The sequence below is a fragment of the Pseudarthrobacter sp. NPDC055928 genome, assembly GCF_042270935.1.
GTDB lineage: Bacteria > Actinomycetota > Actinomycetes > Actinomycetales > Micrococcaceae > Arthrobacter.
In genome coordinates this window covers 121,274-135,437 of sequence record NZ_JBHJZH010000001.1, presented here as the reverse complement: position 1 = coordinate 135,437, position 14,164 = coordinate 121,274, and the positions used below count along the sequence as shown (strand labels likewise).

General features: G+C 62.0%; 16 protein-coding genes. 9 read left to right on the top strand and 7 right to left on the bottom strand.

Annotation, left to right across the window (positions count from 1 at the left end; all coding sequences use genetic code 11):
• Positions 1 to 238: 238 nt before the first annotated feature.
• The 8 genes from ACFC25_RS00615 to ACFC25_RS00580 all read left to right on the top strand — a co-directional run bounded on the left by ACFC25_RS00615 (position 239) and on the right by ACFC25_RS00580 (position 5,491).
• Positions 239 to 1,189: a P1 family peptidase gene (locus ACFC25_RS00615; protein ID WP_376043171.1), complete on the top strand. Its 951-nt coding sequence runs from the start codon at positions 239 to 241 to the stop codon at positions 1,187 to 1,189.
• Between the two features lie 168 nt (positions 1,190 to 1,357).
• Positions 1,358 to 1,579, top strand: coding sequence for a translation initiation factor IF-1 (infA, locus tag ACFC25_RS00610; protein WP_009358723.1), 222 nt, complete (start codon positions 1,358 to 1,360; stop codon positions 1,577 to 1,579).
• A gap of 69 nt (positions 1,580 to 1,648) precedes the next feature.
• The gene (rpmJ, locus tag ACFC25_RS00605) at positions 1,649 to 1,762 is read left to right on the top strand and encodes a 50S ribosomal protein L36 (RefSeq protein WP_009358722.1); all 114 of its coding nucleotides are present in this window, start codon (positions 1,649 to 1,651) and stop codon (positions 1,760 to 1,762) included.
• 176 nt (positions 1,763 to 1,938) lie between these two features.
• The gene (gene rpsM / locus ACFC25_RS00600) at positions 1,939 to 2,313 is read left to right on the top strand and encodes a 30S ribosomal protein S13 (protein WP_028275004.1); all 375 of its coding nucleotides are present in this window, start codon (positions 1,939 to 1,941) and stop codon (positions 2,311 to 2,313) included.
• Between the two features lie 51 nt (positions 2,314 to 2,364).
• Positions 2,365 to 2,766 (top strand): 30S ribosomal protein S11, encoded by a 402-nt coding sequence (rpsK, locus tag ACFC25_RS00595; protein WP_018769149.1) that lies wholly within the window; start codon positions 2,365 to 2,367, stop codon positions 2,764 to 2,766.
• A gap of 132 nt (positions 2,767 to 2,898) precedes the next feature.
• Positions 2,899 to 3,909, top strand: a complete 1,011-nt coding sequence (locus ACFC25_RS00590; protein WP_131131310.1) for a DNA-directed RNA polymerase subunit alpha — start codon at positions 2,899 to 2,901, stop codon at positions 3,907 to 3,909.
• Between the two features lie 66 nt (positions 3,910 to 3,975).
• Entirely contained in the window at positions 3,976 to 4,560 is a 585-nt protein-coding gene (rplQ, locus tag ACFC25_RS00585; protein ID WP_337346880.1) for a 50S ribosomal protein L17, read from the top strand.
• 31 nt (positions 4,561 to 4,591) lie between these two features.
• Entirely contained in the window at positions 4,592 to 5,491 is a 900-nt protein-coding gene (locus tag ACFC25_RS00580) for a tRNA pseudouridine synthase A (RefSeq protein ID WP_337346881.1), read from the top strand.
• 6 nt (positions 5,492 to 5,497) lie between these two features.
• On the opposite strand, the gene ACFC25_RS00575 is transcribed toward ACFC25_RS00580, so the two are convergent.
• Entirely contained in the window at positions 5,498 to 7,165 is a 1,668-nt protein-coding gene (locus tag ACFC25_RS00575) for an ATP-binding protein (RefSeq protein WP_337350854.1), read from the bottom strand.
• Positions 7,166 to 7,424: 259 nt separating this feature from the next.
• Between ACFC25_RS00575 and ACFC25_RS00570 the strand changes: the two genes are divergently transcribed.
• Positions 7,425 to 8,204 carry a response regulator transcription factor gene (locus ACFC25_RS00570; protein ID WP_337350855.1) on the top strand — a complete coding sequence of 260 codons (780 nt, stop codon included), beginning with the start codon at positions 7,425 to 7,427 and terminating at the stop codon, positions 8,202 to 8,204.
• Between the two features lie 31 nt (positions 8,205 to 8,235).
• Here the strand turns inward: ACFC25_RS00570 and ACFC25_RS00565 are convergent, their stop codons facing one another.
• The 6 genes from ACFC25_RS00565 to ACFC25_RS00540 all read right to left on the bottom strand — a co-directional run bounded on the left by ACFC25_RS00565 (position 8,236) and on the right by ACFC25_RS00540 (position 14,158).
• Positions 8,236 to 8,700, bottom strand: coding sequence for an Hpt domain-containing protein (locus ACFC25_RS00565; RefSeq protein ID WP_376043159.1), 465 nt, complete (start codon positions 8,698 to 8,700; stop codon positions 8,236 to 8,238).
• 97 nt (positions 8,701 to 8,797) lie between these two features.
• Positions 8,798 to 9,682, bottom strand: coding sequence for a type II secretion system F family protein (locus ACFC25_RS00560; protein WP_337346885.1), 885 nt, complete (start codon positions 9,680 to 9,682; stop codon positions 8,798 to 8,800).
• Positions 9,683 to 9,690: 8 nt separating this feature from the next.
• The gene (locus tag ACFC25_RS00555) at positions 9,691 to 10,623 is read right to left on the bottom strand and encodes a type II secretion system F family protein (protein WP_376043156.1); all 933 of its coding nucleotides are present in this window, start codon (positions 10,621 to 10,623) and stop codon (positions 9,691 to 9,693) included.
• Positions 10,620 to 12,188: a CpaF family protein gene (locus ACFC25_RS00550; protein ID WP_376043153.1), complete on the bottom strand. Its 1,569-nt coding sequence runs from the start codon at positions 12,186 to 12,188 to the stop codon at positions 10,620 to 10,622. Before ACFC25_RS00550 ends, ACFC25_RS00555 begins: the two co-directional genes overlap by 4 nt.
• Entirely contained in the window at positions 12,189 to 13,391 is a 1,203-nt protein-coding gene (locus tag ACFC25_RS00545; RefSeq protein WP_337346888.1) for an AAA family ATPase, read from the bottom strand.
• A complete protein-coding gene (locus ACFC25_RS00540; protein WP_337346889.1) occupies positions 13,388 to 14,158 on the bottom strand; it encodes an RcpC/CpaB family pilus assembly protein in 771 nt (256 codons plus the stop codon). The genes ACFC25_RS00545 and ACFC25_RS00540 overlap by 4 nt, the downstream gene beginning before the upstream one ends.
• Positions 14,159 to 14,164 lie beyond the last annotated feature (6 nt).

Sequence of the window (14,164 nt, the reverse complement as noted above, 5' to 3'; positions counted from 1 at the left end):
AGGATCCGCCTTCACTCCACCACACCGCTCGGGGTGTCAACAGCCGGTTTCCGGCATACGCGGATATGTTGTTCAACCCTTCCCTGGCCGTTTACTGACTGTTGTCTATCGGATCGCCCAGCGTTTGCTTTGGAATCCGGCGTGTCCCCTGCCCAACTAGGTAGCAGCAGATGTCGTTTTGAGCCCTCATAACGACATCTGCTGCTACTTAGTTGGGTGAGGGGGAACAATGGAGCCCATGGGAGCCATTACTGATGTGCCGGGAATCCGGGTGGGCCACCAGCAGAAGTCCGACGGCGGCTGGTTGAGTGGTGTGACGGTGGTCCTGCCGCCGCCGGGTACGGTCGGTTCCGTGGACGTCGGCGGGGGAGGCCCCGCGACCCATGAGACCGACGCACTGGACCCCACCACGCTGGTGTCCGCCGTGGACGCGGTGGTCCTGACAGGCGGCAGCGCCTACGGGCTGGCCTCTGCCCACGGCGCCCAGCGCTGGTGCGAGGAACACGGGCGAGGATTTGCGGTTCCCGGCGGGGTGGTCCCCATCGTTCCCGCCGCAGCCATTTTCGACCTGGGCCGCGGCGGTGACTTCAGTGCCCGCCCGGACGCGGGGATGGGTTACGCCGCCACGGAGGCCGCCGCTGCCCAGGAGGAAGGGCACGACGTCGTACGTGGCAATGTGGGCGCCGGCACCGGCGCGGTCATCGCCAGGACCTTCAAAGGGGGAGTGGGCACCGCATCGGTAACTCTGGAGAGCGGTGCAGTTATCGGGGCACTTGCCGTAGTCAACGCGCTGGGTCTTCCGTATGCGGCAAATGCCGCTGGCGGGCGTGATTCCGAGCCCGAGGCGCCGGAAGCCCCCGGACCCAACACCACCCTGGTTGTGGTTGCCACCAACGCCGTGCTTGATGTGGCAGAGTGCAAGCGGACTGCTTCTGCTGCCCAGGCCGGAATCGCCCGGGCGCTGGACCCTTCCCACACGCTGGCTGATGGCGACACCGTCTTCTGCCTCGCAACAGGCACCGTTGCGCTAGACCGCAGCACCGAAACTGCCCGGCAGATTAGCCTCATCACGCTGCAGAGTGCGGCAGCCGACGTCGTACGTTTAGCCATCCTGGATGGAGTGGACAGGGCGGAGGCGGTCTCAACTCCGGCAGCTGAATATAGTGCGTACCGGCGCGCAGTGCGCTAGCATGGCTGGATTTAACATTCGCCGCAAAGTGGCGTAGTGTTGCTTGTTGGTTGTCTGCCCTGCTGTGCCCTGTTTGGGGCCTGAGGTGATAACCGATCCAACAAAAACGTTCGTGGTCTTGTCCGGTGCAATCCGGCAGGGCTGCGGCAACAACAGTTAGCGGAGGGTATGGCCAAGAAGGACGGGGTCATTGAGATCGAGGGCGTTGTGACTGAGGCGCTGCCCAATGCGATGTTTCGCGTTGAGCTCACCAACAAGCACATCGTTCTGGCACACATCTCAGGCAAGATGCGCCAGCACTACATCAGGATTCTCCCTGAGGACCGGGTAGTGGTGGAACTGAGCCCTTATGACCTCACTCGGGGTCGTATCGTCTACCGCTACAAGTAAATTCTGGGCAGCCCCGGCAAGAGCCGAAGGCCGCTCCAGTTGACCAACTGCCACACGCAAAGGAATGCCATGAAGGTCAAGCCGAGCGTCAAGCAGATCTGCGAAAAGTGCAAAGTGATCCGCCGTAATGGCCGGGTCATGGTGATCTGCGAGAACCCGCGCCACAAGCAGCGCCAGGGCTAATTTCCTTCCTTGAAGGAAACCCTGCGTTGCTAACCCACGCAAGTAAATAAAGGCAGCACAAGCTGAATTGGGACGCATGAGCCCGGACAGCTAACCCCCGGTCGGAGGCTGGGGCCGCACAGAACGTGCGGGTGTACTGCCTACGACCTCCGGTTTATTCAAGGAGTACTGCCACTATGGCTCGTCTCGCTGGCGTAGACATTCCCCGCGAAAAGCGGTTGGAAATTGCGCTTACTTACATCTACGGCGTGGGCAAGACCCGTGCACACGAAACCCTGGCTGCCACTGGCATCAGCGCTGACGTCCGTGTTAAGGACCTCACCGATGCCCAGCTGGTTGAGCTGCGTGACTACATTGAAGGCAACTACAAGGTTGAGGGTGACCTTCGCCGCGAAGTAGCAGCTGATATCCGCCGCAAGGTAGAAATCGGCAGCTACGAAGGTATTCGCCATCGCAAGGGCCTGCCAGTGCGCGGACAGCGTACGAAGACGAACGCACGTACCCGCAAGGGTCCGAAGCGCACCGTTGCAGGCAAGAAGAAGGCTCGTTAAATCCCTCGGGATTGACTCGTCTTCCCCCAATAACTTTCTGTAGGAGAAATAATGCCCCCGAAGACTCGTGGCGCGGTTCGCAAGCCGCGTAAGAAGGACAAGAAGAATATCGCGCTTGGCCAGGCGCACATCAAGAGCACTTTTAACAACACCATCGTTTCCATCACGGATCCGAATGGCGCTGTTATCTCTTGGGCTTCCTCAGGTGAGGTTGGCTTCAAGGGCTCGCGTAAGTCCACCCCGTTCGCTGCCCAGATGGCTGCCGAAGCCGCTGCCAAGCGCGCACAGGAGCACGGCATGCGCAAGGTTGACGTTTTCGTCAAGGGACCGGGCTCCGGACGCGAAACCGCAATCCGCTCGCTGCAGGCCGCTGGCCTGGAGGTTGGCTCCATCCAGGACGTCACCCCCGCAGCGCACAACGGCTGCCGTCCGCCGAAGCGCCGCCGCGTCTAAGGCTTTTACAGCAGCAGGAGCTTGCCCGGACCGTAGATGGTCCGGGCAGGCCCAGCCGCGTTAAGTCTTCAGACCGATTTTCCACCACCTGTGTTGCGTCATATAGCGGATGCTCGCCGAAAGGAAACCTAAGTGCTCATTGCACAGCGCCCCACCCTCTCCGAAGAGGTAGTCTCCGAAAACCGTTCGCGTTTCATCATTGAACCGCTGGAACCGGGCTTCGGCTACACCCTCGGAAACTCCCTCCGCCGTACCCTGCTCTCCTCCATCCCCGGTGCTGCTGTAACCAGCATCCGGATCGATGGCGTGCTGCACGAGTTCACCACGGTTCCCGGTGTCAAGGAGGATGTCACTGAGATCATCCTGAACATCAAGAGCCTGTCGGTTTCCTCCGAGCACGATGAGCCGGTTGTTGCTTACCTGCGCAAGCAGGGCCCCGGAGTCGTCACGGCCGCGGACATCGCTCCGCCGGCCGGCGTCGAATTCCACAACCCGGATCTGCACATTGCCACGCTGAACTCGAAGGGCAAGTTCGAACTCGAACTGACCATCGAGCGCGGCCGCGGCTACGTTTCGGCAGCTCAGAACAAGTCCGGCGATTCAGAGATCGGCCGTATCCCGGTCGACTCGATCTACTCGCCGGTACTGAAGGTTACTTTCCGCGTGGAAGCAACCCGTGTTGAGCAGCGCACTGACTTCGACAAGCTCATTGTCGACGTCGAGACCAAGCAGGCCATCGCCCCGCGCGATGCGGTTGCTTCCGCAGGTACCACCCTGGTGGAACTCTTCGGTCTGGCCCGCGAGCTGAACACCGCAGCTGAAGGTATCGAGATTGGCCCGTCGCCGACGGACGCTGCCCTGGCAGCCGACATGGCCCTGCCGATCGAGGATCTGGACCTCACCGTCCGTTCCTACAACTGCCTCAAGCGTGAGGGCATCCACACCGTGGGTGAACTCGTTGCCCGCTCCGAGGCCGACCTGATGGACATCCGTAACTTCGGTGCGAAGTCCATTGACGAGGTCAAGGCAAAGCTGGTTGAACTGGGCCTGTCCCTCAAGGACTCGCCTCCCGGTTTTGACCTCGCAGCACGCGCCGCAGCAATTGAAGAGGACGACGCCGCCTTCGGCGACGACGAACTCTAAAACAGATCTTGGCCGGCGGGCACCATGGTGTGCCCACCACCGGCTTCCATATGAGGAGAAACCATTATGCCTACCCCCACTAAGGGTCCGCGCCTCGGAGGCGGCCCGGCTCACGAGCGTCTTATGCTCGCGAACCTGGCAGCAGCACTGTTCGAGCACAAGCGGATCACCACCACGGTGACCAAGGCCAAGCGCCTGAAGCCGTACGCCGAGCGCCTGGTGACTTTCGCCAAGCGCGGCGACCTGGCTTCCCGCCGCCGTGTACTCGGCCTGATCAGCAACAAGGGCGTCGTCCACGAGCTGTTCACCGACATTGCACAGGCAGTGGAAAACCGCGACGGCGGCTACACCCGCATCACCAAGATTGGCAACCGCAAGGGCGACAACGCTCCCATGGCCGTCATTGAACTGGTCCTTGAGCCGGTTTCCGCTAAGCAGGCCGTTGTAGCCGAGGCTACCTCTGCCGCAAAGCGCGACGCCGACAAGAAGGAAGCAGCTGCTGCTGCCCCGGCCGCTGAAGAGGCTCCCGAGGCCGAGGTCGTTGAGACTGAAGCTGCCGAGGCTCCCGAGGCTGAGGCTGCAACCGAAGAGGCCCCGGCCGCTGAGGAAGCTCCCGCCGAGGACAAGGCTGAGGAAAAGGACGCGAAGTAATTCGCTGATTCCTTCGCATAGACTTGAGTCTATGAACGACCAAAAACCCGCGGCCCCCGTTTCAGGGGGCGGCGGGTTTTTGCGTATCCGGTTTGATATTTCATACGACGGCGGTCCCTTTAATGGGTGGGCCCTTCAGCCGGGCCTCCGGACCGTCCAGGGCGTCCTGGAGGAAGCCGTTGCGCTGCTCGTGCGCCGGCCCGTCCGCGTGACCGTGGCTGGCCGCACGGATGCCGGCGTGCACGCCCGGGGACAGGTGGTCCATCTCGACCTGACCGAAGCTGAGTGGCTGGCTCTGCCCCGCGGGCACGAACTCGATCCCGCCGTCGCCATGCTGCGCCGGATCCGCGGCGCACTGAGCCGGGGCCTGGGCGACCTCAGCGGGGCTATCGAGGTCCACAGGGTGTCCCTGGCCCCTGAAGGCTTTGACGCGCGGTTCTCGGCCCTGTGGCGCCGTTACAGCTACCGGATCGCGGACGGCCCCGCCCTTTGGGACCCGTTGGAACGCTACTTCACCCTGTGGCACAAGAATCCGCTGGACGTTTCCTTGCTGAATGAGGGGGCCTCCAAACTACTGGGGCTGCAGAACTTCCTCTCCTACTGCAAGCCTCGGGAAGGGGCCACCACCATCCGCGAACTGCAGCGCTTTGAGTTTGCGCGCGGGGAGGACGGGGTGATCGTGGCCACGGTGCAGGCGGACGCTTTCTGCCACAACATGGTGCGCTCCCTGGTGGGCTCGGCCCTGTTCGTCGGGGAGGGCATTGAGGAGCCCGGGTGGCTCTATGACCGCCTCCTCGCCAGGAAGCGGGACGCCAAATCGGTCCTGGCGGCGCCCCACCCGCTGGTCCTGGAGGAAGTTGCCTACCCGACCGACGGCGAGATGCTGGCGCGGGCCGAACTCACGAGGGCCGTCCGGGAGCACCCCAACTGACGTGCCCTAGTACGTCCTCGGCCCCTCGGCCGGCAGGGTGAGCGTAAACGTGCTGCCCTTGCCGGGGCTGCTGGTGCAGGAAATATCGCCGCCGTGGCCGTCGACGATGGCCTTGGTAATGGACAGTCCGAGGCCTGCCCCCGAGATGGCGGCTTCGCGTGCTGACTCCGTCCGGAAGAACCGGCGGAAGACCTTGGCCGAGTCTTCCGGGGTCATGCCCATCCCCGAGTCTTGCACTTTCAGCCGGACCCACTCGTCTGTGCCTTGGGCACTAATGTTTACCACGCCGCCGCCGGGGGAGTACTTGATGGCATTGGACACCAGGTTGTCCAGGGCCTGCCCGATGCGCAGCGGGTCCGCGTAGGCCCACAAGGGCGAGGGGATATCGGCCACCAGGGAGATGCTGGACTGTTCGGCCTGGGGCTGTGCGGAGCCGATGCTGGTCTCGACGAGGCTTGCGAGGTCCGTGCGTTTAGGGTGCACTTTGAGGGCGGAGGAAGCCGACGCCATGAGGTCGGATACCAAAGCCAGGAGCCTCTCGGAGTTGCGTTGCACAACCTCCAATCGCCGGACGGAGGCCGGGGACGTGCCCTGGACGTCCTCAAGCACGAGATCGATATTGCCCAGGATGGAATTGAGCGGATTCCGGAATTCATGCGAGACGTTCGAGACGAGTTCTTCGTTGGCCGCCAGTGCCTCCACCAGCCCTGTGACGTCCGTGTAGACGATGACAGCGCCACTGAAGCGTCCGCCGTCGTCCATTAACGGACGTGCCGCCGTCGATACGGCGCGCTGGCGTGGCCCCGTGCCGATCCAGACGAGATAGTCCGCGAAGGATTCGCCGTCGATGGCGCGCCGGACGGGGCGCTTGGCGGCGGGCAAGGGGGTAACCCTGTCCCGGGCAAAAATCAACTGTTGCTCTTCGGCCGTGGTTGGGCTTTCCCGTGGGCCGGAGATCTGCTCGAAATCCCTTTGCCTGTTGTTGGTCAGGAGGATCCCACCGTCCGAGTCCACTGCCACAATTCCGACGTCGGTTGCGTCCAGGATTGTTTGCAGCAGCCGTTCCCTGTCCGTGCTGGCTGCAAGCAATTCACGGAGTTCCGCGTCTTTTTCCTTCAACTGCCGCTGCTGAATTCTCATATGCACGCTCGCGAAGCGAATGGCCAGGGACACTGCGAGCATCATTAGCGGGAAAAGCAGGGTGGATGTGATGTCAGATGCCGTGAGGTTGGGGAACCTGCCAGAGAGCGTGGGGAGCATGATGAGCATCGGCCCGATCACACTCAACACGATGCTGGTGCGCGCCATTAACCCGGAGGCGGAGAGCCAGATGACCGGGAAAATGGCGAGGATGGCCAATCCCGGCAGAAGCGGTGAGGCGCCATTTCGTAGGAGGCCGATCGCCAGCAGGTCCAGGATAGGCACCGCAAGATAGGCTTGCGGGCCCAGCCGCTCCCACGGCGTCACGAAGCATGCCACGAAAAGGATGCCGTGAAGAACCAGGCCCGAGAGATACAACGGGCTGTGCATCAGGGACGGCCAGGCCAGCGGTGTGGCCACGGCCATCGCGGCCACAATCAGCGTCAGCGGCAGTTGGCATAAGGCTACTTGGCCGCGTTGCCCTAAATTCCGGAAATACCGCGCCGTACCACGCTGCAGCAGCCCGTCAGGCATTGGCTTTTTCCGTGTTTGATGACGGATCAAATGCCGCGTTCAGCGTATTTGGCAACGAATTGGTGACGCCCACAGTGCTCAGCCCTCTCTCGGCCCCCAAATGTACGTTTGATGTCATGATAATTGACTTTGCGCAGGTCAATACCGAAAAGACGTGTCATCAGGCCTACATCCTTGTAGCGTAGAGGCAGTTGGAGTGAATACGGCATTGGCGCTGGGCTGATGGGGGGCCGCTTTCACCTGGCATGGGGATATATCAATGGACGATCTTGGAGTAGCGGTAGTCATCGAAGATGATGCCGACGTGCGTAACCTCTTGGAGGGTGTGCTTAGCCAGGCCGGGTTTGAGGTCCATACCGCCTCGGACGGGCGGGACGGCGTTGAAGTGGTCCGTGCCAAGCACGCGAATGTGGTGACCCTGGACATCGGCCTGCCGGATATTGACGGCTTTGAAGTGCTGAGGCGGATCAGGAATTTTAGCGATGCCTACGTGGTGATGCTGACTGGCAGGACGGAAGAACCGGATCTGCTGTCCGCGCTGAACGCAGGGGCGGATGACTACATCGCTAAGCCCTTCCGTCCCCGCGAACTGCGAGCCCGGGTTGCTGCGATGATGCGCCGGCCCCGGCATGAGATCCAGCAGCAGGTTCCCCAGGAATGGGCTTCGGGTACTTTGCCGCCTGCGCCGCTGGCAAACACCGGAGTGCTGCACCACAACGGGCTGGTCCTTGACCATCGGACGCGTTCGGTGGCAATCCACGGTGAACAGCTTGGGCTGACGCGCAGCGAGTTCGACCTCCTCCACGTGCTGCTGCGCGGTGGAGGGGCCGTCTGCACACGCTCGGACCTGGTCAAGGCCGTACGGGGCGATCTCTACGAGGAAGACGCCTACATCAGCGAAGCCGATGAGCGGGCAGTGGAAGTCCACATCGGCAACCTGCGGCGCAAGCTGAAGGAAGATCCGGCAGCTCCGCGGTGGCTTCAGACGGTTCGGGGAGTCGGCTACCGGCTGGCGCCGAAACGGCCGGACCAGCGTTAGATAAGTTGCCGTCGACCGGGGCGGCCAAGGCCTAACCGTTCTTCAGGATGTAGTTCGCCTGGAGTTCGGAGATGGTCTGGTCGCCGTTTTCCGCGACGCTTTCCATCATGGCCTGGCCTTGTCCGAAGTCGCCCTCCCGAATGACGGATTCCAGCACCTCGGCCAGTCGGGCCAGCCGAACGCCCCCCACCATGGCGGACGTGATGCGCAGGCTGATGATGGCGTCCAGGGCGGCGGCCCGGTCCTGGTTCTCGACGGCCAGGGCCAGCCGGCTGTACCGCTGGTCCCACATGGCGGCGTAATCACGGGCAAACCGGAGTGCCAGCTCTGAGCCGTTCAGTTCTTCTTCCAAGTCTTCGAGGACGCCGGAATCGACCAGGGGAAGGAGATCGTCCAGTTCCTGCAGGCTTGCATGCTCCGGGATTCCTCCAGCCACGGCGGGCAGGGGAACCGCGGTGGTTCCCTTATCGCCGGAGCCTGTGTCTGGAGTGTGCATGGTTCAAGGCTACTTCCTGATTGTCTGTAGGGGCCCGACTTAAGCCGATCCTGTGGAAACCTTGCGGGACATTGAGGAACGGGGTGTCAGATCTGGATTACTGGCTACTGAAAGTCACAACGGCGTTGATGACGGCGGGTCCAAGAATCGCGATGAAGAGGACGGGAAAAATGAAAAACAGGAGTGGAAAGAGGATCATCACCGGGAGTTTCATTGCCTTTTCCTCAGCGCGCTGGCGGCGTTTTACCCGCATCACTTTCGCCTGCACTCGGAGTACCCGGCTAATGGCAATCCCATATTTGTCTGCCTGGACAATGGCCTGGACAAAGCTGCGGAGCTCAGGAAGGCTGGTCCGCTCAGCGAGGGCCAGATAGGATTCCCTGCGGCTACGCCCAACCTGCATGTCCTGCAAAGTACGGACCAATTCCTCGGCCAGGGGTCCCTTGCCGTTTGCTCCCGCTCGGGCCATGGCTCCTTCGAAGCCCAGCCCGGCTTCCACGGAAATGAGCATCTGGTCCAGCGTGTTGGCCAGTTCCAGCTGCATGAGCTTCTGGCGTTCCAGGCCTTTGCTGTAGAGGAGCAGGTCGGGGATGAAATACCCGAGGAAAAGGACAAATATCCCTGTCAATTTGATGAGCGGCGCCGGGCTGCTGGTGCTGATCAGCAGCCCCAGCAACGCCCCGATCAGCCCGAGTACGGGTTTTGCTGCAAGGATGCGGCCGAGCGGCCAGGCGACGGGCCTGCCTGCCAGCGAAAGCAGGTGATCGAGCCTGCGGACATAGGCGGCCGGCGTCAGCCGGAAGCCGATGGCGGACAGGAATCCGCTGGTGTCCTTTTCCTGGACTTCGGCTTCCTGCCTCCCCCGGGTGAGGATTTCCACGGTGGCCGTGCGTGCCTTGCGGTCCACAGACAGGAGGGACCAAGTGAAGTAACCAACCGGCAGGGCCACTAGGACGAGTGAGGAAAATACCAAGGCGTTCATGTTTCAGCTCAGAACTTCAGGTCAATGATTTTGCGCATCCACAGACTGCCGATGGTCATGAGGACGAAGGAGAACCCGATCATTCCCCAGCCCAAGGGATGCGTGAACATTGAATTCATGTACCCCGGGTTTACCCCCAAGAGCATGAACACGATTCCAAACGGCATCGCGATGAGGATATACGCGGAGAATTTACCTTCCGCAGCCAGCGCTTTGATGTGGCCTTTGATTTCCGACCTTTCCCGGATGGTTTCGTTCACTTGGTCGAGGACCTCCGCCAGGTTGCCGCCCACTTCCCGGTTGATCTGGATGGCCTGTGCCACCCAAACGAAGTCTTCATTCTTCATCCGCTCGGCGGTATCTGTCAGCGACGCGAGGAGGTCGCGGCCCAAGCTGGTCTCCGTGATGACGCGGCGCATTTCTTCCGACGTCGGGGCCTGCGATTCTTCGGCTGCTGCATCGATGGCGCGGAGGATGCTGTGGCCTGCACGGAGGCCTCCGGCCAGCAACTGCAGAGTGTCGCCGAGCTGCTGATCAAACCGGTTACGCCGCTTGCCAGCGCGGAAATTAAGGACTGCATGCCCTATGAAGGGCGCCGCGACAAACAGGAGGACGGCCAGAACCGGTCCGATCACAATCAGCCCTATCAGGGCTCCTACCACGGCCCCGGCAGCCACCAGAACCAGGAACTCGGCTTGGCTCATGCGGACTCCAGCATTCTCCAATGCCTCCTTGCTGAACAGCCGCAGGCTTCCCCTCTCAAGGGCCTTGTCAAAAATGCGTACTGTGGAACCAGTGATGCGCGTCAGCTGTGAATCCGGCTCGGACTCATACGGACGCCGTCTATCGAGGGGGACGTGCGGAGCTGGCCGGAGGATGAAGGCAACCCCCAGCAGGACCGCAGCAGCCAGGAACAGGAACGCTCCTGCTGTCAGCATCATGGCCGGCCCACAACGGGAACTGCAGGCGCGGCTGGCGTGGCGAAGACTCCCGGTGACACGTGGATTCCAAGGTCCTCAAACCTGTCGATGAAACGCGGCCGGATACCCGTCGCAACAGGACTGCCCAGGAACCGGCCGTGTGCGTCCACGCCTGCTGAGTAGTCAAAAACGAAAGCATCCTGGAGAGTGACGATATCGCCTTCCATGCCCTGGACCTCCGTGACGTGGGTAATTCGCCGGGTTCCGTCGCGCAGTCGCGAAATTTGCACAATCAGGTTGACGGCTGAGGCAATCTGCTCCCGGATGGCGCGCAGGGGGAGGTCCATGCCTGCCATCAGTACAAGCGTCTCCAATCGGGCCACGGCGTCACGGGGTGAGTTGGAGTGAACGGTGGACAGGGACCCGTCGTGGCCGGTGTTCATGGCCTGGAGCATGTCCAATGATTCGCCGCCGCGGACCTCACCAACGACAATGCGGTCAGGGCGCATACGGAGCGAGTTCCGGAGGAGTTCACGGATAGTCACCTCACCCTTGCCTTCGGTGTTGGGCGGACGGCTTTCGAGCCGCACCACGTGGTCCTGCTGGATCTGGAGCTCGACGGCGTCCTCGATAGTGACGATCCGTTCATTGGCTGGCAGGAAGGACGACAGCACATTGAGCAGGGTGGTCTTTCCCGTGCCTGTTCCGCCCGAGACGATGATGTTGAGCTTGGCCTTTACGCAGGCGTTCAGCAACTCCGCCATTTCCGGGGTGAGCGTTCCGAAATCGATGAGGTTTCGAACCGTCAGAGGCACTTTACTGAACTTACGGATGGTGAGGGAGGATCCACCCACTGCCAGTGGCGGGATCACAGCGTTGACACGCGAGCCGTCCTCGAGCCGGGCATCAACCAACGGCGAAGACTCATCGATTCGCCGCCCCACCTTGGAAACGATGCGTTCGATCACCTTTCTGAGATGGGCTTCCGAACTGAAGCGGGAATCGGTCAGCGTCAGCTGGCCCTTACGCTCCACATAGATCTGGTCCATGCGGTTCACCATTATTTCGGTGACCTGCGGATCGTCAAGCAGGCGCTGAAGCGGCCCGTATCCCAGGACATCATCGGCGACGTCCCGAACAAGCCGGGCCCGCTCATCGGCTGACAACGGGACCTGTTCCGTGTCGATGATCCGGGTCAGCTCTTCGCGTGCCGTGGTCCTGAGTTCGTATTCGGTGACGGCCGAATCGTTGAAACGGGTTCCCATACGTTCGAAGAGGGCCGTGGCCGCGCGTTCCTTCAGAGCGGCAAAGACGTCAACGGGTTGCTGGGTTTTCGCTTTGGGTGGCTCAAGGTGGTCGGAGAAACTGACTGGGTTAGCGGGCGTCGAACGCAGGGCGGCAAGGCCGGCAGGCGCTGCCTTCGCGTCAAGCTTCTTGAGGTCCGGGCGCTTGGCCTCGGCGGACCTGGCACGCGCCGGGGCCGCTGCCGGTATGGCTTTTGGCTGCCGGGCGGGGGCAACGGCGACGGCAGACTGCTGCGGCTGGCCCTTGAGCTGGGCAGCTTGGATACGCTCTGAGAGCTTCATTTAGACAACCACCCTTCGATGCAGTTTCTTTTGGGCCTGGGCCCGCCACGCCGGCGTAAATCTGTTGACCAGTTGCAGGAGCCCTTTGGTTGCAGGGTCCTTCACCGGTTCCTGAAGGACCGGTATGCCCCGGTTCGTGGAAAACGCCACAGCACGTGAACGGGGGATGCTGATGTCGACTGGCGCGCCAACGGTGGATTCGACGTCCTGGACCGTCAGCCCTGCCTTCGCATCAGCCATATTGAGGACCACATGGCGGGTTTCCGGAAGTATGTCCAGCTGGCGGAGCACGTCCAGTCCGGAACGCAGGCCCCGGACGCCAGGGATATCCATGCCACTGACCCACACGACGTCGGTGCACCGCTCCATCGCTGCCAGGCCAACTTCCGGAAGGCCAGGCGCGGTGTCCACCACAACGTACTGGAATTCCTCCGCCAGCTGTTCAAGCAGGCGGCTGATTTGCTCTGGTACGATTTCGTCCGCGTCCACGGGGTTCGGGGGAGCACACAAGGCATAAATGCTGCCGGGGTGGACGGTCAAAAATGCTTTCAGTACGAGGGAATCCTGGGCTGCAGCCGCTGAAACGGCGTCCGTCACGGTGTGTTCGGGGTTGAGATAGAGTCCCGAGGCGACGTCGCCGAACTGCAGGTCCAGATCGACAATCACTACGCTCATGGGCGCGATCTTGCCCAGCCCGATGGCGATGTTGGTGGCGATGGTCGTTTTGCCCACGCCTCCCTTGGGCGAAAAGACGCCGATCACGAGGCCCTTGGGAGTAGCAGGGGCCCCCGGATCTTTTGGCTCATGGGCCCTGTGGCGGCTGGCGAAGGACTGGCAGGCACGCTCCAGGAGCACGCGCATCTGGGCCGGGTCCGACGCAGGGCTGATAATGTCCCGGATCCCGGCGCGCATGGCCTGGAGCAGGAACGTAGGGTCGGGATCGCTGACCAGCACGACGCTCAACTCGGGAAAGCTCACGTCCAAAACGGTGGCGAGGCGGAGCGCGTCGTCAACGGGAACCTCCGGGCCCAGGATGAGTACCTCGGGAAGTTCCTGGTCGAGTTGGGCAAACAGCTCGTGCGGATCCGCAGGCAGGAGACTCGTGAAGAAGGTCTGAACCCCTCCCTGCAGACCCCCTGCGACAGCCTGCCGCAGCCGGCTGTCAAAATGGACGTCGGGCGTCACCAGGACGAAGCGGCTCACTTGTAGACCTCCGGCCGCTGCATGACCCGGGGACCGTTGTTCTGTGAATCGAGCGGCTCCCGGCTGAGCCAGATAGTGGCAAATTCCGCCGCGAAGATGATTTTGGCGGCATCCACGTCGTTCACTGCCACCGTGAGCATCAGTGACCCCGTGGGGAGGGTCGAATCGCGCGGATCTGTTGCAGGCTCCGCGCTCGCCGACGGTGCCGGTTTTGCTGCGGCTGCCTCGGGTGCCCGCTGGACTGCTGTGACTAGGGCGCTATGGACCGTAAGCTGGGTCGTTTCCTTGTCAGCTTTCGCTTCCAGCCCGCCTTTATCCATGGAAATAAACACACCCACGTGGTCGCCGGGAGCAAGGCGCCCGCCCACTACGCGCTGTGGTTCTAGCTGGAAGGATACTTCCTGCAGACCCGCCGGTACTTTGACCGATCCGGGGGTCTTGAGGTCTTCCGGTGCGACGAGACGCTCGGCTACCAGCTGTTCACCGGGCACAAGGTCTACGGCAGCTACTTTTCCCGATTCAGTTTCAAGTGTGGCGAGGGATGTTTTTGCAACTGAGGCACCGGGAAGCTGCTCTAAGGCGACAGAGGCCTGGAAGGCTTCCACCGGAGTGCCGGCAGTGATTGCCTGTTTGACCACCAGGACGCTCACAGGCTCCATTTTCTCCACCGCGCGCTGATCGGCGCCCTGGGCGTACGTAAACATCAGCACGGCGCCAATGATGGCCAGCACCACTGCTGCGACTCCTGCCAACAAGCGTGACTTCACTGACTG

Coding starts and splice junctions, on each gene's coding strand:
- ACFC25_RS00615 (WP_376043171.1), top strand. CDS start 239: ATGGGAGCCATTACTGATGTGCCGGGAATCCGGGTGGGCCACCAGCAG.
- infA (WP_009358723.1), top strand. CDS start 1,358: ATGGCCAAGAAGGACGGGGTCATTGAGATCGAGGGCGTTGTGACTGAG.
- rpmJ (WP_009358722.1), top strand. CDS start 1,649: ATGAAGGTCAAGCCGAGCGTCAAGCAGATCTGCGAAAAGTGCAAAGTG.
- rpsM (WP_028275004.1), top strand. CDS start 1,939: ATGGCTCGTCTCGCTGGCGTAGACATTCCCCGCGAAAAGCGGTTGGAA.
- rpsK (WP_018769149.1), top strand. CDS start 2,365: ATGCCCCCGAAGACTCGTGGCGCGGTTCGCAAGCCGCGTAAGAAGGAC.
- rplQ (WP_337346880.1), top strand. CDS start 3,976: ATGCCTACCCCCACTAAGGGTCCGCGCCTCGGAGGCGGCCCGGCTCAC.
- ACFC25_RS00580 (WP_337346881.1), top strand. CDS start 4,592: ATGAACGACCAAAAACCCGCGGCCCCCGTTTCAGGGGGCGGCGGGTTT.
- ACFC25_RS00575 (WP_337350854.1), bottom strand. CDS start 7,165: ATGCCTGACGGGCTGCTGCAGCGTGGTACGGCGCGGTATTTCCGGAAT.
- ACFC25_RS00570 (WP_337350855.1), top strand. CDS start 7,425: ATGGACGATCTTGGAGTAGCGGTAGTCATCGAAGATGATGCCGACGTG.
- ACFC25_RS00565 (WP_376043159.1), bottom strand. CDS start 8,700: ATGCACACTCCAGACACAGGCTCCGGCGATAAGGGAACCACCGCGGTT.
- ACFC25_RS00560 (WP_337346885.1), bottom strand. CDS start 9,682: ATGAACGCCTTGGTATTTTCCTCACTCGTCCTAGTGGCCCTGCCGGTT.
- ACFC25_RS00555 (WP_376043156.1), bottom strand. CDS start 10,623: ATGATGCTGACAGCAGGAGCGTTCCTGTTCCTGGCTGCTGCGGTCCTG.
- ACFC25_RS00550 (WP_376043153.1), bottom strand. CDS start 12,188: ATGAAGCTCTCAGAGCGTATCCAAGCTGCCCAGCTCAAGGGCCAGCCG.